This window comes from Rhizobium rosettiformans (assembly GCF_016806065.1).
GTDB lineage: Bacteria > Pseudomonadota > Alphaproteobacteria > Rhizobiales > Rhizobiaceae > Allorhizobium.
In genome coordinates, this window is sequence record NZ_CP032405.1 from 3405271 (window position 1) to 3423792 (window position 18522).

Sequence of the window (18522 nt, forward strand, 5' to 3'; positions counted from 1 at the left end):
GATGCGGAGACTAGGCGCGCAAACTTGCGCGAAGCGGTGGTCTTACCAGGCGCCGGTGTTCGGCATCGAAGCCCAGGGCTCGGCGGGGGCCAGGCTCTCACCCTTCTGCAGGATCTCGATCGAGATGCCATCCGGCGAGCGGACAAAGGCCATGTGGCCGTCGCGCGGCGGACGGTTGATGGTGACGCCATTGTCCATCAGCTTCTGGCAGATCGCATAGATATCGTCGACCTCATAGGCGAGGTGGCCGAAATTGCGGCCGCCCGTATAGTCTTCGGTATCCCAGTTGTAGGTGAGCTCCAGGCAGGGCGACATGTCGGCCTTGGCCTTGTCGAGATCCTTCTCGGCGGTCAGGAAGACCAGCGTGAAGCGGCCCTTCTCGTTTTCATAGCGGCGGATTTCGGTCAGGCCGAAAAGCTCGCAATAGAAGTGCAGGGAAGCCTCGAGATCCTTCACTCGGACCATGGTGTGTAGGTAGCGCATGGGTGTTCTCCTTTGACCCGGACGATATGGAACAGCAGTCAGCTTCGAGCAAGGCTGTGGTGCAAAAGCAATTGGTGAAATGTAAAACTAGGGCTTGCGCAGATCCGTTGACCAAATGTTAATCTGAATCTCAAGAATCAGTTAACTAAGCAATGTGACGCGTTTTCGAGGGGCTTGGGGAAATGGCGGACAGGATATCATCGAAGGGGCTCGGCGAGTTCGAAGAGCTGTCCGGAGAAGCCGTAGACCTGATCGAGATCACCGGCGTCGTCAAATGGTTCGACGTCGCCAAGGGTTTCGGCTTCATCGTTCCCGACAACGGCATGCAGGATGTCCTCCTGCACGTGACCTGCCTGCGCCGTGACGGCTACCAGACCATTCTCGAAGGCACGCGTATTGTGGCGCTCATCCAGAAGCGCGATCGCGGTTACCAGGCCTTCCGCATACTGTCGATGGACCAGTCGACCGCGATCCATCCGTCGCAGATGCCGCCGGTCCGCACCCATGTTCAGGTCACCCCAACCAGCGGGCTTGAGCGCGCTTTGGTCAAGTGGTTCAACCGTACCAAGGGCTTCGGCTTCTTGACCCGCGGCGAGGGCACGGAAGACATCTTCGTGCATATGGAAACCCTTCGCCGGTTCGGCCTGACCGAACTCCGTCCGGGGCAGACAGTGCTCGTGCGCTTCGGACCCGGAGACAAGGGGCTGATGGCGGCGGAAATCCATCCGGACAATCCCGGCCCCGCAGCGCGGGCGCATTGAGCCCGTGGTGCCTATGCCAAATCTTCTCAGAAGCGCCCTTGCGGCGCTTTTGCTGTTTTTCGCTCCTGTCGCTTCGGCCATGAGCGATGTGACCTTCGAACGCGGTCAGCTCGCCGTCGAAACGACTGCTGGCGGCACCATCACGATCGACGTGGAATGGGCCCTGACGGCCGAACAGCGGGCGAGGGGGCTGATGGAACGGCCGCCGCTTCCCGATCGCACCGGCATGTTGTTCGATTTCGGTGATACCCGCATGGTCACGATGTGGATGGCCAACACGCCATCCTCCCTGGACATGATCTTCATCGACGAAACCGGCCGCATCGTTCGCATCGCAGAGCGCACCACGCCCCTGTCCGAATCGATCGTGTCCTCAGGCGAGCCGGTCCGCTATGCCCTCGAGATTCGCGGCGGTCATGCGGCCGAACTCGGGCTCGATACATCCGCACGCCTGGTCTTGCCGCTCGATCTGCCGAAATGACGAAGTCTCCGCTCTCTGCCGCCTGAAAATTCAGTGCCGGTAAAACCGCTTTTTTACTGTTGCGGGGGCAGGGTGAACCGTGTATTCCGGCAACATTGCTGGAACGGAGTGTAGCGCAGCCTGGTAGCGCATCTGGTTTGGGACCAGAGGGTCGGGAGTTCGAATCTCTCCACTCCGACCAGCAATCAAAGGCCGCCGGCTAACGCGGTCGGGAAGTGTTCGGCAGGCTGCATTGCCGTTGAAGTCTTGGAGATGGATGAGACCCATGTCTGCAAAGATCTACCGCCCCGCGAAAACCGCCATGCAGTCCGGCAAGGCAAAGACCCATCTCTGGGTTCTGGAATTCGACCAGTCCGCGCCGCGCAAGATCGATCCGATGATGGGCTACACCACGTCGGGAGACACCCGCCAGCAGGTCAAGCTGACCTTCGAAACGCTGGAGCAGGCGGAAGCCTATGCCGCGCGCGAGGGTATCGAGTACCGCGTGATCCTGCCGAAGGAAGCCAAGCGCCAGGTCGTCTCCTACACCGACAACTTCCGCTACAATCGTCTGCAGCCCTGGACGCACTGATCCGGGCTCAACCGCTTTCGGCAGTCCCCAGACGGTCCCTTAGCTCAGCTGGATAGAGCAAGTGCCTTCTAAGCACTAGGTCGTAGGTTCGAGCCCTACAGGGATCGCCAAACTCTGCCATCATGTCTGCCGACATCTCAGGCCGCCGAGCATCGATGTCTCCCAGCTCAATTGACCTGTGCAGAAACGAAACAGCGCGACGTTTTTTCATGTCCGCCAACCTTTCGGAAACCCTTGGGCGTCATGATGCCGCTCACGAGAGGTTAACCATGTCCAGTCGCACCGCTTCTTCCCGCCGCGCGCCGGCAAAACGCCGCAAGTCGAGCCGTTCTTCCGCCGGTCAGGGCATGACATCCTGGCTCGCCATCCTCGCGGTGGTAGCCGGTGGTATCGCGCTCTATGACAACAGGGCCGTCGTCATCAAGCAAGTGTCGCCTTTGCTGTCGAAGGAGCGGTCCGTCGCGGCAAACCCGAAGCCAAAATCAGATACAAGCCGAGAGAAGCAGCCCCAGCCCCAGTCCAAGGCGCAAGCGGCGACCGCAAAGACGCCCGTGCCGCCGGCCGCGGTGGGTGTCGTCAAGGCGGCCGTTCCTCCGGTACGTCCAGCCACGGGCGCGACCGAGACGGCTCAGCTGACAGGAGAGAACTTCTCCGGCAAATTCTATTTCTGCGGCACCTCCGGCCTCGACAATTGCGTCATGAGCGGTGACACCTTCTGGTATCGCAAAACGAAGATCGTGCTGGCGGATATTGCCGCCCCACGCACCGATGGCGCCGCCTGCCAGCAGGAGCGCGACCGGGGCTTCGCAGCCAAGGTCCGCCTCAAGGATCTCCTGAGTTCTGGCCGATTTGATCTCGAGACGCTGAAGGTGCAAGCGGCAAGCGCTGCACCCGGGGTGATGCGGGTGGCGACCCGCGACGGTCGCTCGCTGGGCTCCATCCTTGTTTCGGAAGGTCTGGCCAAGCCGCGCATGGCCCGTCAGCAGAGTTGGTGCCCCTGACGGGAGATAGATATCTTTCCCTCGATGCAGAAGAGCCCGCCGCGGTGTCGCGGCGGGCTCTCGTGTTTCGTGGCTGACTGGCAGATCAGTGCAGGATCTGGCTGAGGAACAACCGGGTGCGCTCATGCTGCGGGTTGTCGAAGAACTCGGCGGGCGAGTTCTGTTCGACGATCTGGCCCTGGTCCATGAAGATCACGCGGTCGGCAACCTGGCGGGCAAAGCCCATTTCATGGGTGACGCAGATCATGGTCATGCCTTCTTCGGCAAGGCCGACCATGGTATCGAGCACTTCCTTGACCATTTCCGGGTCGAGTGCTGAGGTCGGCTCGTCGAACAGCATGATCTTCGGCTTCATGCAGAGCGCACGGGCAATCGCCACGCGCTGCTGCTGACCACCGGACAGCTGGCCCGGATACTTGTTGGCCTGTTCCGGGATCTTGACGCGCTGCAGGAAGTGCATCGCCACTTCCTCCGCATCCTTCTTCGGCATCTTGCGCACCCAGATCGGTGCCAGCGTGCAGTTTTCGAGGATGGTCAGATGCGGGAACAGATTGAAGTGCTGGAACACCATGCCGACTTCACGGCGCACTTCGTCGATCTTCTTCAGATCGTTGGTCAGTTCGATATTGTCGACGATGATATTGCCCGTCTGATGTTCTTCCAGGCGGTTGATGCAGCGGATCATCGTGGACTTGCCGGAGCCTGACGGGCCGGCGACGACGATGCGTTCGCCTTTCATCACCTTGAGGTTGATGTCTCGCAGCACGTGGAAATCCCCGTACCACTTGTTCATGTTGATCAGTTCGACCGCCACATCGGTGCCCGACGCGGTCTTTTTTGCGGAGTTGGCTTCAGCCATTGTTGTTCCCCTTGTCTTTATCGCTTGTGGCCGGTGTCGAGGTGCCGCTCCATGAAGGCGGAATAGCGCGACATGCCGAAGCAGAATATCCAGAATACGAAGCCTGCGAAGATCAGACCCGTGAGCGGTGTCACAGGTGTGGCCCAGGTGGCGTCGGTGAAGTTGAGACGGACGATGCCGAGGAGGTCGAACATGCCGATGATCGACACGAGCGAAGTATCCTTGAACAGACCGATGAAGGTGTTGACGATGCCCGGAATGACCAGCTTGACCGCCTGAGGCAGGATGATCAGGCGGGTCTTCTGCCAGTAGGAGAGGCCGAGCGAGTCTGCGCCCTCATACTGACCCTTCGGGATTGCCTGCAGGCCACCGCGCACGACTTCCGCCATATAGGCAGAGGCGAACAGCGACACGCCGACCAGCGCGCGTAGGAAGTTGTCGATCGTCCAGCCCGTCGGCATGAAGAGCGGCAGCATCACATTGGCCATGAACAGCACGGTGATCAGCGGCACGCCGCGCACGACTTCGATGAAGACAACGCAGATCATCTTGATGACAGGCATGTCCGAACGGCGTCCGAGTGCCAGCAGGATGCCGAGCGGTAGCGAGACGGCGATGCCGACAAAGGACAGGATCAGCGTCACCATCAGGCCGCCCCAGAGCGGGGTTTCCACCACTCGCAGGCCGAAGCCGCCATGCAGCAGGAAGAAGGCCACGATCGGGAAGATGATGAACAGCAGAAGGGCGTTGAGGCCCTTGCGCGGCGCCTTCGGGATCAGCATCGGTATCAGAAGGGCCACGAACATGACGCCGACGAGAATGACGCGCCAGCGTTCGTCGAGCGGGTAGCGCCCGAAGATGAACTGCGAGAAGCGGCTCTCGACAAAGGCCCAGCAGGCACCTTTCCAGCCGTCAGGCTGGGTGCCGCCCTGGGCGATCGTCGCGCAGACCGAGCGATCGGTGCCGAACCACGCAGCGTCGAAGAACAGGAAGTTCAGGGCGCCGGGCAGGGTGAGAGCCAGAACGGCAAGCCCGATGATGGTCAGGACGACATCCTTCGGGGTTGCCAGAAGATTCTTTCGAATCCAGCCCACGACGCTCGCTTCCGAGGTCGGCGGGGGCAGAGGGGCCAGCATTTCCTGGCGGACATAAGTATGTTCATACGCCATGATCAACGCTCCACCAGGGCCATTCTTGCATTGAACCAGTTCATGAAGAGCGAGGTCACAATGCTGATGGAGAGATAGACCACGAGCCAGATCGACACGATCTCGATGGCCTGGCCGGTCTGGTTGAGGGTGGTTCCGCCCGTCGAGACCAGTTCGGGAAAGCCGACGGCGACACCGAGAGACGAGTTCTTCGTCAGGTTGAGATACTGGCTGGTGAGCGGCGGAATGATGATGCGCATCGCCTGCGGTACCACCACGAGACGCGTCGTGGTCGACGGCTGCAGGCCAAGCGCGGACGCAGCCTCGGTCTGCCCTTTCGAGACGCCCTTGATGCCGGCGCGGATGATTTCCGCGATGAAGGCCGCCGTGTAGAAGGACAGCGCGAGATAGAGCGCGACGAATTCCGGTGCGATAACGGCGCCGCCGGACATGTTGAAGCGGCTTGCGACCGGATAATCGAAGGTCAACGGCGAGCCGGCCGCCAAAAAGGCGACAAAGGGCAGGCCGACGATCAGGCCGAGGCCGACCCAACCGCTCGGGAAGATCTGCCCGGTCCGCATCTGCCGTGCCTTGGCGAAGCGTGCGATGACGATGGCCAGCACGATGCCGACGAGCAAGGCGATCGGGATCACGCTTGCCCCGTCACCCCAGATCGGCTTCGGGAAGGCGAGGCCACGATTGTTGAGGAAGGTCGAGAACGGCAATTCGAGCGAGTCACGTGGCTGCGGCAGGGTCGCAAGCACGCCCGAATACCAGAAAAAGATCACGAGCAGCGGCGGCAGGTTGCGGAAGGCTTCCACATAGACGGTGCAGAGCTTGGCAATCAGCCAGTTCCGCGACAGGCGGCCGATACCGATGAGAAAGCCGATCACGGTCGCTGTGACGATACCGGTTGCAGCGACCAGCAGAGTGTTCAGCAGGCCAACCAGGATGGCGCGTCCATAGGTCGAGTCTGCACTGTAGTCGATGAGGCTCTGCCCGATATCGAATCCGGCGCGGCCATTCAAGAAGCCGTAGCCCGTTGCAGTGTTGCTACGGGCAAGGTTTGCGATGGTGTTGTTTGCAATGGTCCAGACGATAAACGTCATGACGGCGATCGTAGCGATCTGAAAGAAGATCGATCTTACTTTCGGATCGTAGATCAGCGAGCCAAAGCTCCGCCCTTCGGCGGGCAAACTGGTGGCGTGATCTGTCATGCTGTGCCAAATCCCCGAGGCTTCTGTGAGCCCTCAATGTTATTGTTTTTCGAGACAGCCGGCATTCTATCATAACGCCGCTGACCGCAGCGCGCGTGCCGGTCTGAACACGTAGTCCCGATAAGCGCGAGGCGGCTTTCGCCGCCTCGCAAAGTCCAGCCTGATCTTAGCGGATCGGCGGTGCGTACTGCAGGCCACCGTTGGTCCACAGGGCGTTCACGCCGCGCTCGATCTTGAGCGGGGTGCTGGCGCCGATGTTGCGCTCAAAGACTTCGCCGTAGTTGCCGACGCCCTTGATGATGTTGTAGGCCCAGTCATTGGTGAGGCCGAGGTCAGTGCCGATCTTGGTGTCGGCTTCGGCGCCGAGGAAGCGGCGGATGTCCGGGTTGGTCGTCGAAGACTTGATCTCGTCGACATTGGCCTGGGTGATGCCGAATTCTTCGGCCTGTACCAGGGCGTAATGCGTCCACGAAACGATGTCGAACCACTGGTCGTCACCCTGGCGTACGGCAGGTCCAAGCGGCTCTTTCGAGATGATTTCCGGCAGAACGATGTGGTCGTCCGGGTTGGTCAGCGTCAGGCGGATCGAATAGAGACCCGACTGGTCCGTGGTGTAGACGTCGCAACGACCGGCTGCGTAGGCTGCGTTCACTTCTTCAAGCTTTTCGAAGACAACCGGCCTATATTCGAGGTTGTTGGCCCGGAAGTAGTCTGCGAGGTTCAGTTCGGTTGTCGTGCCGGACTGAACGCAGACGGCGGCGCCCGAGAGCTCGAGAGCGGAGCTTACGTTCAGGCCCTTGGTGACCATGAAGCCCTGGCCGTCATAGTAGTTGACGGTGCGGAAGTTGAAGCCGAGCGCGGTGTCGCGGCTGATGGTCCAGGTGGTGTTGCGTGCGAGCATGTCGACTTCGCCAGACTGCAGTGCCGTGAAACGGCTCTGAGCGGTGGTCGGTGTGTACCTGACCTTGGTGGCATCACCGAAGATGGCGGCGGCAACAGCCTTGCAGTAATCGACGTCGAAACCGGTCCAGTTACCGGCGGCGTCCGGCGAAGCGAAGCCGGCAAGACCCGTGTTCACGCCGCACTGCACGAAACCCTTGGCCTTCACGTCATCAAGCGTCGCGGCGGAAGCTGCGGACGCGCCAAAACCCAGGACCGCAGCGCCGATGGCAGCTGACAGGAACTTGTTGTTCATTTTTCCCAACCTTTTTTCTCTTGTTGTATGCCAGCGACGGCCACCAGCCGAATTCAGCAGCGTACGTCGGCTCGCAGCCTCCCGGTGCGAGCATTCATATTCCATTCGTAAATTCATGCAGGGTCAAGTCTTTATGCCGCAGAACGGCCACAAAAGCGCGAATTTGCCAAATTCGCCCTCCGAATAGGCAAAAATGTGTGGTTTTTAGCCTGAAGTGATGAAAATCTCATCTTTTTGACTGTTCTGATGTGCTCGAACTGCAAGACTTGCGCCGCGGATCACAGAATTGTGCAACTTGACCGCCTCGCAAGGAGGCGCGAAAACCACGGCATCCGAGCCTGAGGAATCGTCAATCCATGAGCAAATCCAAAGACTGGCTGGCGTCTGCCGGCACCGACACGAGACTGTGCCATATCGGCTATGATCCGGCCGACTACCACGGCTTCGTCAATCCACCGGTGGTGCATGCCTCCACAGTCCTGTTTCCCAATGCGCGGGCCATGGAAACGCGGACCCAGCCCTACACCTATGGCACGCGCGGCACACCGACGACGGATGCTCTGTGCAAGGCGATCGATGAGCTGGAAGGGTCTGCCGGAACCATCCTCGTGCCGTCGGGCCTTGCCGCGATCACGGTTCCCTTCCTTGCCTTCCTGTCGGCCGGCGACCATGCGCTGATCGTCGATTCCGTCTATTCGCCCTGCCGCCATTTCTGCGACACGATGCTGATGCGCCTCGGTGTCGAGGTGGAGTATTACGATCCTGAGATCGGATCGGAAATCGAACGCCTTATCCGCCCGAACACCAAGCTTGTGCACACCGAAGCGCCAGGCTCCAACACCATGGAAATGCAGGATATCAGGGCGATTTCCGACGCGGCCCACAAGCATGGCTGTGTCGTTACGATCGACAACACCTGGGCGACGCCGCTCTATTTCCGCGCCCTGGATTTTGGTGCCGACATCTCCATCCACGCCGCCACGAAATATCCATCGGGCCATTCCGACATCCTGATGGGGACAGTCTCGGCCAATGCCAAGCACTGGCCCGTACTCAAGGAAGCGAACATCACGCTCGGCATCTGCGGTGCGCCCGATGACAGCTATCAGATCCTGCGCGGCCTGCGCACGATGGGCCTGCGTCTGGAGCACCATTACAAGAGCGCTCTTTCGGTCGCGCGATGGCTGGAAGGACGAGGCGACGTTGGGCAGGTCCTGCATCCGGCGCTTGAAAGCTTTCCCGGCCACGCCATCTGGAAACGGGATTTTAAGGGCGCGAGTGGCGTCTTCTCCTTCGTCCTTCCGGCAGCCTCCAGGGACAAGATCAAGCCCAAGGCGCATGCCTTCCTCGACGCCTTGCAGCTTTTCGGCCTTGGCTGGTCCTGGGGCGGCTACGAGAGCCTCGCGGTTCTGGTCAATCTCGAAGACCGCAAGATCCGTAAGGGGCCGACCGACGGCGTGGTGATCAGGCTTCAGATCGGCCTGGAGAATGTCGAGGATATCTGCGCTGATCTCGAGCGCGGATTTGCAGCGGCAGCCGCAGTCTGACGACGAAATCGCTCAGCCGTCGATCCGGTGGCCGTAGAGCCAGTCCAGGTCGGCGGCGAGCGTCTCGGGTGAGCGCAGCGACAACACGATGTCGCGCCCGAGCCGGAACGGGCCGCGTGCATGGTAGGCGAAGCGGTTGAATTCGCCGCGGGCCTTGACCCGGGCGGCGCGCGCCTTGCGTTCGGTCGTGAAGGTAGCAAGCGCTGAGGGCAGGGGTGCCCGCGCGACATGGGCCGCCAGCGCAAAGGCATCCTCGATGGCCATGGCTGCACCCTGTGCGGAAAAGGGCATCATCGCATGCGCCGCATCCCCAATCAGGATCGTGTCGCGCCCATTGTGCCAGTTGCCCTCGGAAGCCTGGTAGAGAGGCCAAAAGGTGGGGCGCTCCGCGCCGGCCAGAATGGTTCTGATGTCGCGGTGCCAGCCCGAAAACTGTTCGAGCAGCATGGCGCGCCGCGCCGCATCCGCATCGATCGCCCAGCTCTCGTCGCTCCTCGTTCCGGCAGCAATGGCAACCAGGTTGAAGCCCTCTATCTCGTTCAATGGATAGCTGACGAGATGCGCCTTGGCGCCGAGATAGGCGGTCACACCCGTCCGGGACAGAAAGCCCGGCGCCGCAGCCTGGCTGACGGTGAAGCGCCAGGCGATGTTGCCGGAAAAACTGACGCTCGGCGCACCGACGATCGCATCGCGGGCGACTGACCAGGCGCCATCGGCGCCGATGACCAGATCAGGTTTGCGATGGGTGATCGAGGCCAGGGCATCGCCCCCAACGCCCTGTACCCGATGGCCGAGATGCAGCCGGCAGAGCGGTTGGTTGAGCACCGCCCGCAGAAGTCCTTGCTGAAGGGTCGAACGATGCAGAACGCCGTAAGGATGACCCCAGCGCTTCCTGGCGAATTGTCCGGCGGGAACCGATGCCAGTGGGTGAAGGTCCTTGCCCGAGACGAGGCTGATTGCCGTCGGCTCCACCCAGTGACGCTCGAGTTCGGGGAGTACGCCAAGCGCGTCGAGGACGCGCGTCGCATTGGGCGACAGCTGCAGCCCGGCGCCGACTTCTCCGAGTTGCGGCGCCTGCTCGATGATATCGGAGGAAATGCCCTTGGCGGCGAGCGACAGGGCAGCAGTCAGCCCCGCCACCCCGGCTCCGACGATGGCGGCGTGCTTGATGGACATGGATATCGATGCCGATCGTGACGCCGCGGTCACGCCGCCTTGATGTGGAAGACGCAGCCCGGCGGGTTGGTCTGTTCAGCCTTCAGGCTCGGATTGTAGCGATAGAGCGTCGAGCAATAGGAGCAGACTTTTTCATTGTCGTGTCCCATGTCGATGAAGATGTGCGGATGGTCGAAGGGCACGGACGCGCCGGTGCACATGAATTCCTTCACGCCGACTTCGATCACGCGGTGACCGCCGTCGTTCTGAAAATGGGGAATGGTGTGGCCGGCCATGACTTGCTCCGAATGCTGTGCGAATTTGCGCGGACATTAGCGCCGTCGTCGCCAAATGTGTAGAGCCGGCGGAGCGCAAAAGTCACAGAAAATCTGCCTGCGGCAATTGATGTCATCGTCCCGATGGCTATGGTTGCCCGCCCGTGCACACAAGGACTGATCGATGAATCTCGACGCGCCGCCGTTTTCCTCCTTCCGCAACGATGGCCTCGACCTCGCCTATTTCGACGATGGTGATCCGGCCGGCGACCCGGTGCTGCTGATTCATGGCTTTGCATCCTCGGCAAGCGTCAACTGGGTCTATCCCGGCTGGCTGCGCACGCTGGGCGATGCCGGCTATCGGGTGATCGGCATCGACAATCGCGGCCATGGCGGAAGTGCCAAGCCGCATGATCCGGAAGCCTATCACCCGACCGCGATGGCGGCTGATGCTGCCGCTTTGCTCAGCCATCTCGGGATCCCCGATGCCCATGTCATGGGCTATTCGATGGGGGCCCGAATTTCGGCCTTTCTGGCGATCGAACATCCCGATCGCGTCCGCTCGCTGGTCTTCGGCGGGCTTGGCATCGGCATGTGCGACGGTGTGGGTGACTGGGATCCGATCGCCGATGCGCTGCTTGCGCCGTCGCTCGATGACGTGTCCCACGAGCGGGGCCGGATGTTCCGCGCCTTCGCCGACCAGACCAAGTCGGATCGTCTGGCGCTCGCCGCCTGCATCCGTACGTCACGGGATCTGGTGCGCCGAGATGATATTGCCAGGGTCGACATCCCGACCCTGATCGGAGTCGGCACAAAGGATGACATCGCCGGATCCCCGCATGAACTGGCCGAACTCATGCCGCGGGCCGTGGCGCTCGATATCCCCAATCGCGACCATATGCTGGCGGTTGGAGATCGCGTGTTCAAGAAGGCAGCTCTCGACTTCTATTCGGAGCTGGCCGGAAGCTGACGCTTAGCGGCCGGTGAAAACAGGCCGTCGGCGTTCGGCGAAGGCTGAGCGGCCCTCGCGATAGTCGGCGCTTTCGAAGGTCGTTGCACCAATGATCTCGGCTTCCCGCAGCAGGTCGTCGTCGGCCTGTTCGACGGCGCGCAAGGCGAGCTTCGACGCGCGCAGCGACAGGGGCGCATTGGCGGCGATCGTGTCCGCCAGGATCTGAACACGCTGTTCCAACTCGTCGGGCTCGGTGACTTCGGACAGGAAGCCGCAGCCGATGAGGTCTGAGGCCTTCATGGCCGCGCCGGTGTAGAGCGCGCGTCGCGCCATCTGGCTGCCGAGACCGCGCACGAAATCCTGGACTGCATCGGCCGGGTAGGCGAGGCCAAGTCTCGCGGCCGGGACCGCAAACACCGCATCGGATGCCGCAATCCTCAGATCCGCCGCCGCTGCGAGGCCGAACCCGCCGCCGTAGCAGACGCCCCTAATCGCTGCGATGATCGGAACCGGTGCCTCCCGAATTCCTGCAAACGCGCGGCTGTTCGAGGCCTCATAGACGCGTGCGGTCTGAGCATCCTTGCGTAATTCGGTAAATTCCGAAATGTCTGCGCCTGCGCTGAAGTCCGCAGCGCCGGCCCCGGAAATCACGATCACGCGTGCTTCCGCCTCGACATGCAGCCAATGAATGGCCTCGGGGATTGCCCGCCACATGGCCGCCGTCACGGCATTCTTGCGTTGCGGATTGTCGAGGATCAACAGCCCCGTTCCGGCCTCACGGAAAGCTTTGATAAAGCCATTGGCGAAGCTGATCGACTGTTTCATGCGGCCCCCATTTAAGTTCATCAGGTCTTGGACTATATAATGCGTCTTCACGACGAATGAGGAGACCGGCAATGGTCGCACACAACGACGTCCTCAAGACCGAGACCGTCAAGTCCATGGACCCGATCTGGGACAGCCTGCGGCAGGAAGCCCGCGTGGCCGCCGATCGCGATCCCATGCTGGCGGCCTTCTTCCACTCGACGGTGCTGAGCCACCGTTCGCTGGAAGACTGTGTGATCTACCGGATCTGCGAGCGGCTCGATCACTCCGACGTGCCGGCGATCGTGTTGCGCCAGGCGTTCGAGGCGATGATGGCAGATTGGCCGGAATGGACCGGGATTCTCCGCGTCGACATCCAGGCGGTCTACGACCGTGACCCGGCCTGCACGCGCTTCCTCGAGCCGGTCCTCTATTTCAAGGGATTCCATGCGATCCAGACCCACCGTCTGGCCCATTGGCTGTGGAACAATGGCCGGAAGGACTTTGCGCTTTATCTACAGAGCCGCTCGTCCAACATGTTCCAGACCGACATTAACCCGGCCGCACGGATCGGCAAGGGCATCTTCCTCGACCATGCGACCGGTCTCGTCGTTGGCGAAACCGCACGCATCGGAGACAATGTTTCCATCCTTCATGGTGTTACCCTGGGTGGTACCGGCAAGGAAGGCGCAGATCGACATCCGAAGATCGGTGATGGCGTGATGATCGGGGCAGGGGCCAAGGTTCTCGGCAATATTGAGGTCGGCAGCTGCTCGCGCATAGCCGCAGGCTCGGTTGTTCTGAAGCCCGTGCCGAAATGCACGACGGTCGCCGGCGTTCCCGCACGCGTGGTCGGGGAGGCGGGTTGTGCCGAGCCGGCGCGCTCGATGGACCAGATGATCGCCTCGGACGACTGACGGCACGAGAACGTGAACGGCAAGGTTTGCCCGGGTTCCCTGGGGCAAACTTCACTTCGCGTCTTTACAGGTCCGGAATGCCCGTGCGACAAGCGCGCACCCAAGAAACAGTCCACGGAGACGCAGTGTGAAGCCCGAAGAACTGAAGAAGCTCGACGCCTATTTCAAGCGCACCTTCAACCCGACGATGAGTGTGAAGGCCCGTCCGCGCAAGGACGATTCCGCTGAAGTGTATGTCGGTGACGAGTTCCTTGGCGTTGTCTTCAAGGACGACGAAGACGGTGACCTCTCCTACAACTTCTCCATGGCGATCCTCGACGTCGATCTGTGATAGCAGGAATGGTCGCTGCGGACTGAAGTTCGCCAGCGCTTCAAAAGAAGTATCATGAAGATGGGGCTGCGCCTGTTGGTGTGGCCCCGTTTCCTTATCCGGCTTACAATTGACGATTGTTGTGCGCCGCACAAATTCACTTGACCGTTTTTGTGCGACTGCTATGTTTCGGCTATCTGATATGCCGGACAGAAGGAGGATGCTCGCATGTTCAACATCGATGACGCCAGCAAAAAGAGCAAGGAAGCCATGGACACCATGCTGAAGAATTATTCGGAAGTGACCAAGGGTTTCCAGGCCATCGCCACCGAGGCAACGGACTACTCCAAGAAGTCGTTCCAGGATCTCGCGTCCTTCATGGAAGCCATGACTTCGGTCAAGAGCGTCGAGGCGGCCTTCGAGCTCCAGACGTCCTTCATGAAGTCCTCCTACGAGAGCTTTGTCGCAGAAGCGACCAAGATGGGCGAAATGTATGCCGATCTCGCCAAGATCGCCTACAAGCCTTACGAGGGCACAATCAACAAGGCCATGGCGCCGATGTCGTCGGCTGCCTGATCCAAGCTTGCGTGGAACCTGCGAGACCGGTCGTGCCCTGCACGGCCGGTCTTGTCATTTGTGCCTGCTGGTATAACCTATCCGTTCAATTTCCTCGCTTTTCGGCGCTTCGTGACAAATTGTCGTCACCGCTGTCCGGGGGGCTTAAAATCACCGCATAATGAACTACCTTACTGTGCTGAGTGTTCGTCCGCACCGATGTGTAACGGCAAACCGGCCGGACAACGGAGAATGAACTGAAATGACTGCCAAGCCGGTCTTCATGCAGAGCCAGGGTGACGGGGACAATGCCAATCGCGGCACCTCGGTGATCACCCGCACCAAGCCGAAGACGAAGAAGCCGAACCTGTATCGCGTCCTGCTTCTGAACGACGACTACACCCCGATGGAATTCGTGATCCATATCCTGGAGCGCTTCTTCCAGAAGGACAGGGAAGCCGCCACCCGCATCATGCTGCACGTCCACAATCATGGTGTCGGGGAATGTGGTGTCTTCACCTACGAAGTCGCCGAAACCAAAGTCTCACAGGTGATGGATTTCGCCAGGCAACATGAACATCCGCTTCAATGCGTCATGGAAAAGAAGTGAGGATCAGACGTGCCAACATTTTCACCCAGCCTCGAAAAAGCGCTGCATCAGGCCCTGACCTACGCCAACGAGCGTCACCATGAATATGCGACGCTGGAGCACCTGCTGCTCGCTCTGATCGACGACGCTGATGCCGCCGCCGTGATGGGGGCCTGCAACGTCAACCTCGATGCCTTGCGAAAGACTGTCGCCGATTTCGTCGACAACGATCTCGCCAATCTCATTACCGGCTATGACGAGGATTCTAAGCCGACTTCGAGCTTCCAGCGCGTCATCCAGCGGGCCGTGATCCATGTCCAGTCCTCGGGTCGCGAGGAAGTGACCGGCGCCAATGTGCTTGTTGCGATCTTCGCCGAGCGCGAAAGCAATGCCGCCTATTTTCTGCAGGAGCAGGAGATGACCCGCTACGATGCGGTCAACTACATCTCCCATGGCATCGGCAAGCGTCCGGGCGCGTCCCAGGTCCGCAGCCCGCGCAGCTCGGATGAAGGCGAGCCCGAGGCCAAGCAGGGCCGTGAGCCGGATGAAGCCTCGTCCAAGGGCAAGCAGGAGGCCCTGAAGGCCTATTGCGTCAATCTCAATGAGAAGGCCAAGACCGGTCGCATCGATCCCCTGATCGGTCGCCACGACGAAGTGAACCGCACCATCCAGGTTCTGTGCCGTCGTTCGAAGAACAACCCGCTTTACGTGGGTGATCCCGGCGTCGGCAAGACAGCGATCGCCGAAGGTCTCGCCAAGCGCATCGTCGAAGGTAAGGTGCCGGAAGCGCTCTCAGATGCCACGATCTTCTCGCTCGACATGGGCACGCTGCTCGCCGGCACCCGTTATCGCGGCGACTTCGAGGAGCGCCTGAAGCAGGTAGTCAAGGAACTCGAGGAGTACCCGGGTGCCGTGCTCTTCATCGACGAGATCCACACCGTCATCGGTGCGGGCGCCACTTCGGGCGGCGCCATGGACGCGTCGAACCTCTTGAAGCCGGCATTGTCTTCCGGTGCGATCCGCTGCATCGGCTCGACCACCTACAAGGAATATCGCCAGTTCTTCGAAAAGGACCGGGCGCTCGTCCGCCGCTTCCAGAAGATCGACGTCAACGAGCCGTCCATCGATGATGCGATCGAGATCATGAAGGGCCTGAAGCCCTATTTCGAGGACTATCACAAGCTCCGGTACACGAACGAGGCGATCAAGTCGGCTGTCGAGCTGTCGGCCCGCTACATCTCCGACCGCAAGCTGCCGGACAAGGCGATCGACGTGATCGACGAGACAGGTGCGGCCCAGATGCTGCTGCCGGCCTCGCGTCGGCGCAAGCTGATCACGGAGAGGGAAATCGAGGCTACCATCGCGACGATGGCACGCATTCCCCCGAAGACGGTGTCGAAGGACGACGAGATGGTGCTTGCCAATCTCGAAAAGGAACTGCGGTCCGTCGTCTACGGCCAGGACAAGGCAATCGAAGCCCTGTCGACCTCGATCAAGCTTGCCCGTGCCGGCCTGCGCGAACCTAACAAGCCGATCGGCTCTTACGTCTTCTCCGGCCCGACGGGCGTCGGCAAGACGGAAGTGGCCAAGCAGCTTGCCTCGTCGCTCGGTGTCGAACTCCTGCGCTTCGACATGTCGGAATACATGGAGCGGCACACGGTCTCGCGTCTGCTCGGTGCGCCTCCCGGCTATGTCGGCTTCGACCAGGGCGGCCTGCTGACCGATGGCGTCGACCAGCATCCGCATTCGGTCGTGCTGCTCGATGAAATCGAAAAGGCGCATCCGGACATCTACAACATCCTGCTGCAGGTCATGGACCATGGCCAGCTGACCGACCACAACGGCAAGAAGATCGACTTCCGCAACGTCATCCTGATCATGACGACCAATGCGGGCGCGTCGGAAATGGCGAAATCTGCGATCGGCTTCGGTTCATCCAAGCGGACCGGAGAAGACGAGGAGGCACTCAACCGCCTGTTCACGCCGGAATTCCGCAACCGCCTCGATGCGACGATCCCGTTTGCGCCGCTGCCGACGGAAGTCATCCATCAGGTGGTGCAGAAGTTCGTGATGCAGCTGGAAGCGCAGCTGTCCGAGCGCAACGTCACCTTCGATCTGTCCGAGCCCGCAATCGCCTGGCTGGCGAAGAACGGTTACGACGAGAAGATGGGTGCCCGTCCGCTGGGACGTGTCATCCAGGAGCACATCAAGAAGCCGCTCGCCAACGAGATCCTCTTTGGCAAGCTGAAGAAGGGCGGCGTCGTCAAGGTCGGGATCAAGACCGACGACACCGGCGCCGAAGTGCTCGATCTGGAGTCGATTGCAGAGGTGCCCGCCGTCAAGCCGAAGCCGGAAGCCGAAGTGACCTCGGCCAAGCCTGTCAAGGCGAAGCGCAAGCCGGCGGCCAAGGCGACGGCGATTGTCGATGAAGGCGAGGTCGCCGTCATCGACGAGGCACCGAAGCAGCCGAAGCGCTCAGCTGTGCCGAAGGTGCCGAAAAAGAAGTAAGCACCCAACGCTTTGAGAGACCCGTGCCGGGCGTTCTGCCCGGCACTTTCTTTTTGCCGATCCGGATTTTCAGATGTCTTCGGCCACTTCCGATATTTCCCATACACGGTGGTTTTTCACCGGCATGCGCGGCCTCTTCAGCCTGCCTGCGATCATCCTGATGATTTCATTCGTCGGCTTCTCCGCCTTCGCCCTCGAATCGGGCGTCAGCCGCGCGGAAGCGATGTTCATGACGGTCGCCGTGTGGGCTTTGCCCGCCAAGATGATCCTGATCGGCACCATGACCAGCGGCGCCAATCTGCTGGCGATCTTCCTCGCCGTGTCGCTCTCCTCCATCCGCATGATGCCCATGGTCGCCTCGCTCGTGCCGGAAATGCGCACCGAACGCACGCCGACATGGCTCTTGCTCTTCCTGTCGCATTTCATCGCGATCACCGCCTGGGTCTTTGCCATGGGCAGCTTCAAGACTGTGCCGAGGGAAGGGCGGGTCGCCTATTTCGCCGGCTTCGGCATCACCTTGGTGACGATCAACATGATCCTCGTCGGGGTCTGCTACGGGCTGGTGGCGAAGTTCCCCCCTGTTGTTGCCGGTCTGCTCTTCTTCCTGACGCCGGTCTATTTCATCGCATCGATCTGGGCGACGGGCCGCCAGTCCGTGGTCAAGGTGGGCTTCATCGTCGGTGCGGTATCCGGCCCGCTCCTGGCGCTGGTCATGCCCGGTTTTGACATCCTGGTTGCCGGGCTCGGCGGCGGCACGCTGGCCTACCTCTTCGACCGCTATGTGATCCGGGGAGGACAGAAGCAGGAAACCGTCGCTATCGCCGAGCCGACCGCTCAGACAGACGAGGTGGTCTGATGCAGGACTACTGGCCTTATATCGTCATCATCGTTGCGGGCTGGCTTGCCACGGACATTTGGCGCTGGCTCGGTGTCCTAGCCGGAAACCGGCTGCAGGAGGGATCCGAAGCGCTGAACTGGGTGAGGGCGGTCGCGACGGCTCTGGTGATGGCGGTGACGGCAAAACTCGTCGTCTTCCCGACAGGCACACTCGAAACCTCGCCGCTCTGGCTGAGGCTGGCGGCGGCTGCACTCGGCTTTGCCGCCTTCCTGCTGGCCGGTCAGCGCGTGATCGTCGGAGTCCTGGTTCCCCTGGCGATCCTGGGTGCCGGCCTGCTCTGGCTCTGACATCATGTC

The 18522-nt window shown here is 61.0% G+C and carries 21 protein-coding genes and 2 tRNA genes; 15 read left to right on the forward strand and 8 right to left on the reverse strand.

The genetic code is table 11. The annotated features are described in order from the left end of the window. Positions 1–42 precede the first annotated feature (42 nt). Positions 43–483, reverse strand: a complete 441-nt coding sequence (gene gloA / locus D4A92_RS16725; RefSeq protein WP_203015848.1) for a lactoylglutathione lyase — start codon at positions 481–483, stop codon at positions 43–45. A 182-nt stretch (positions 484–665) separates the two neighbouring features. Between gloA and D4A92_RS16730 the strand changes: the two genes are divergently transcribed. The 6 genes from D4A92_RS16730 (at position 666) to D4A92_RS16755 (ending at position 3297) form a co-directional block, all read left to right on the forward strand. Then, complete coding sequence (locus D4A92_RS16730; RefSeq protein WP_006728490.1) at positions 666–1244, forward strand: cold-shock protein; 579 nt, start codon at positions 666–668, stop codon at positions 1242–1244. 13 nt (positions 1245–1257) lie between these two features. After that, positions 1258–1725 carry a DUF192 domain-containing protein gene (locus D4A92_RS16735; RefSeq protein WP_246753963.1) on the forward strand — a complete coding sequence of 156 codons (468 nt, stop codon included), beginning with the start codon at positions 1258–1260 and terminating at the stop codon, positions 1723–1725. 104 nt (positions 1726–1829) lie between these two features. Next, positions 1830–1906, forward strand: a tRNA-Pro gene (locus tag D4A92_RS16740). An 84-nt stretch (positions 1907–1990) separates the two neighbouring features. After that, complete coding sequence (locus D4A92_RS16745) at positions 1991–2296, forward strand: ETC complex I subunit (RefSeq protein WP_006728488.1); 306 nt, start codon at positions 1991–1993, stop codon at positions 2294–2296. A 33-nt stretch (positions 2297–2329) separates the two neighbouring features. Then, positions 2330–2406 (forward strand) — tRNA-Arg (locus tag D4A92_RS16750). Positions 2407–2565: 159 nt separating this feature from the next. Continuing rightward, complete coding sequence (locus D4A92_RS16755; protein ID WP_203015852.1) at positions 2566–3297, forward strand: nuclease; 732 nt, start codon at positions 2566–2568, stop codon at positions 3295–3297. An 85-nt stretch (positions 3298–3382) separates the two neighbouring features. On the opposite strand, the gene D4A92_RS16760 is transcribed toward D4A92_RS16755, so the two are convergent. From D4A92_RS16760 to D4A92_RS16775, 4 genes are all read right to left on the reverse strand, one after another. Then, complete coding sequence (locus tag D4A92_RS16760; protein WP_203015854.1) at positions 3383–4156, reverse strand: amino acid ABC transporter ATP-binding protein; 774 nt, start codon at positions 4154–4156, stop codon at positions 3383–3385. A gap of 17 nt (positions 4157–4173) precedes the next feature. Further along, the gene (locus D4A92_RS16765; RefSeq protein WP_203015856.1) at positions 4174–5325 is read right to left on the reverse strand and encodes an amino acid ABC transporter permease; all 1152 of its coding nucleotides are present in this window, start codon (positions 5323–5325) and stop codon (positions 4174–4176) included. A 2-nt stretch (positions 5326–5327) separates the two neighbouring features. Continuing rightward, a complete protein-coding gene (locus D4A92_RS16770; RefSeq protein WP_203015858.1) occupies positions 5328–6521 on the reverse strand; it encodes an amino acid ABC transporter permease in 1194 nt (397 codons plus the stop codon). 166 nt (positions 6522–6687) lie between these two features. Continuing rightward, positions 6688–7716 carry an amino acid ABC transporter substrate-binding protein gene (locus D4A92_RS16775; protein ID WP_203015860.1) on the reverse strand — a complete coding sequence of 343 codons (1029 nt, stop codon included), beginning with the start codon at positions 7714–7716 and terminating at the stop codon, positions 6688–6690. 356 nt (positions 7717–8072) lie between these two features. Here D4A92_RS16775 and D4A92_RS16780 point away from each other — a divergent pair, with 356 nt between their 5' ends. Next, on the forward strand, positions 8073–9263 hold the full coding sequence (locus D4A92_RS16780) for a cystathionine beta-lyase (protein WP_203015862.1): 1191 nt from the start codon (positions 8073–8075) through the stop codon (positions 9261–9263). 12 nt (positions 9264–9275) lie between these two features. Here the strand turns inward: D4A92_RS16780 and D4A92_RS16785 are convergent, their stop codons facing one another. Together D4A92_RS16785 and D4A92_RS16790 are read right to left on the reverse strand one after the other, a co-directional pair. Then, the gene (locus tag D4A92_RS16785; RefSeq protein WP_203015864.1) at positions 9276–10439 is read right to left on the reverse strand and encodes an FAD-dependent monooxygenase; all 1164 of its coding nucleotides are present in this window, start codon (positions 10437–10439) and stop codon (positions 9276–9278) included. Positions 10440–10468: 29 nt separating this feature from the next. Then, on the reverse strand, positions 10469–10714 hold the full coding sequence (locus tag D4A92_RS16790) for a zinc-finger domain-containing protein (protein ID WP_006728480.1): 246 nt from the start codon (positions 10712–10714) through the stop codon (positions 10469–10471). A gap of 163 nt (positions 10715–10877) precedes the next feature. Between D4A92_RS16790 and D4A92_RS16795 the strand changes: the two genes are divergently transcribed. Continuing rightward, the gene (locus tag D4A92_RS16795; RefSeq protein ID WP_203015866.1) at positions 10878–11663 is read left to right on the forward strand and encodes an alpha/beta fold hydrolase; all 786 of its coding nucleotides are present in this window, start codon (positions 10878–10880) and stop codon (positions 11661–11663) included. A gap of 3 nt (positions 11664–11666) precedes the next feature. On the opposite strand, the gene D4A92_RS16800 is transcribed toward D4A92_RS16795, so the two are convergent. Continuing rightward, positions 11667–12470, reverse strand: a complete 804-nt coding sequence (locus tag D4A92_RS16800) for an enoyl-CoA hydratase-related protein (RefSeq protein ID WP_203015868.1) — start codon at positions 12468–12470, stop codon at positions 11667–11669. 71 nt (positions 12471–12541) lie between these two features. Between D4A92_RS16800 and cysE the strand changes: the two genes are divergently transcribed. The 7 genes from cysE to D4A92_RS16835 all read left to right on the forward strand — a co-directional run bounded on the left by cysE (position 12542) and on the right by D4A92_RS16835 (position 18513). Continuing rightward, entirely contained in the window at positions 12542–13366 is an 825-nt protein-coding gene (cysE, locus tag D4A92_RS16805; protein WP_203015870.1) for a serine O-acetyltransferase, read from the forward strand. A 127-nt stretch (positions 13367–13493) separates the two neighbouring features. Next, positions 13494–13697 (forward strand): DUF3126 family protein, encoded by a 204-nt coding sequence (locus D4A92_RS16810; RefSeq protein WP_006728476.1) that lies wholly within the window; start codon positions 13494–13496, stop codon positions 13695–13697. A gap of 207 nt (positions 13698–13904) precedes the next feature. After that, positions 13905–14252 carry a phasin family protein gene (locus D4A92_RS16815; protein WP_203015872.1) on the forward strand — a complete coding sequence of 116 codons (348 nt, stop codon included), beginning with the start codon at positions 13905–13907 and terminating at the stop codon, positions 14250–14252. 241 nt (positions 14253–14493) lie between these two features. Beyond that, on the forward strand, positions 14494–14841 hold the full coding sequence (gene clpS / locus D4A92_RS16820) for an ATP-dependent Clp protease adapter ClpS (RefSeq protein ID WP_054151297.1): 348 nt from the start codon (positions 14494–14496) through the stop codon (positions 14839–14841). A gap of 9 nt (positions 14842–14850) precedes the next feature. Further along, positions 14851–17328 carry an ATP-dependent Clp protease ATP-binding subunit ClpA gene (gene clpA / locus D4A92_RS16825; RefSeq protein ID WP_203015880.1) on the forward strand — a complete coding sequence of 826 codons (2478 nt, stop codon included), beginning with the start codon at positions 14851–14853 and terminating at the stop codon, positions 17326–17328. A gap of 73 nt (positions 17329–17401) precedes the next feature. Further along, complete coding sequence (locus D4A92_RS16830; protein ID WP_203015882.1) at positions 17402–18184, forward strand: AzlC family ABC transporter permease; 783 nt, start codon at positions 17402–17404, stop codon at positions 18182–18184. After that, a complete protein-coding gene (locus D4A92_RS16835; RefSeq protein ID WP_425957922.1) occupies positions 18184–18513 on the forward strand; it encodes an AzlD domain-containing protein in 330 nt (109 codons plus the stop codon). The genes D4A92_RS16830 and D4A92_RS16835 overlap by 1 nt, the downstream gene beginning before the upstream one ends. The last annotated feature ends 9 nt before the right edge of the window (positions 18514–18522 follow it).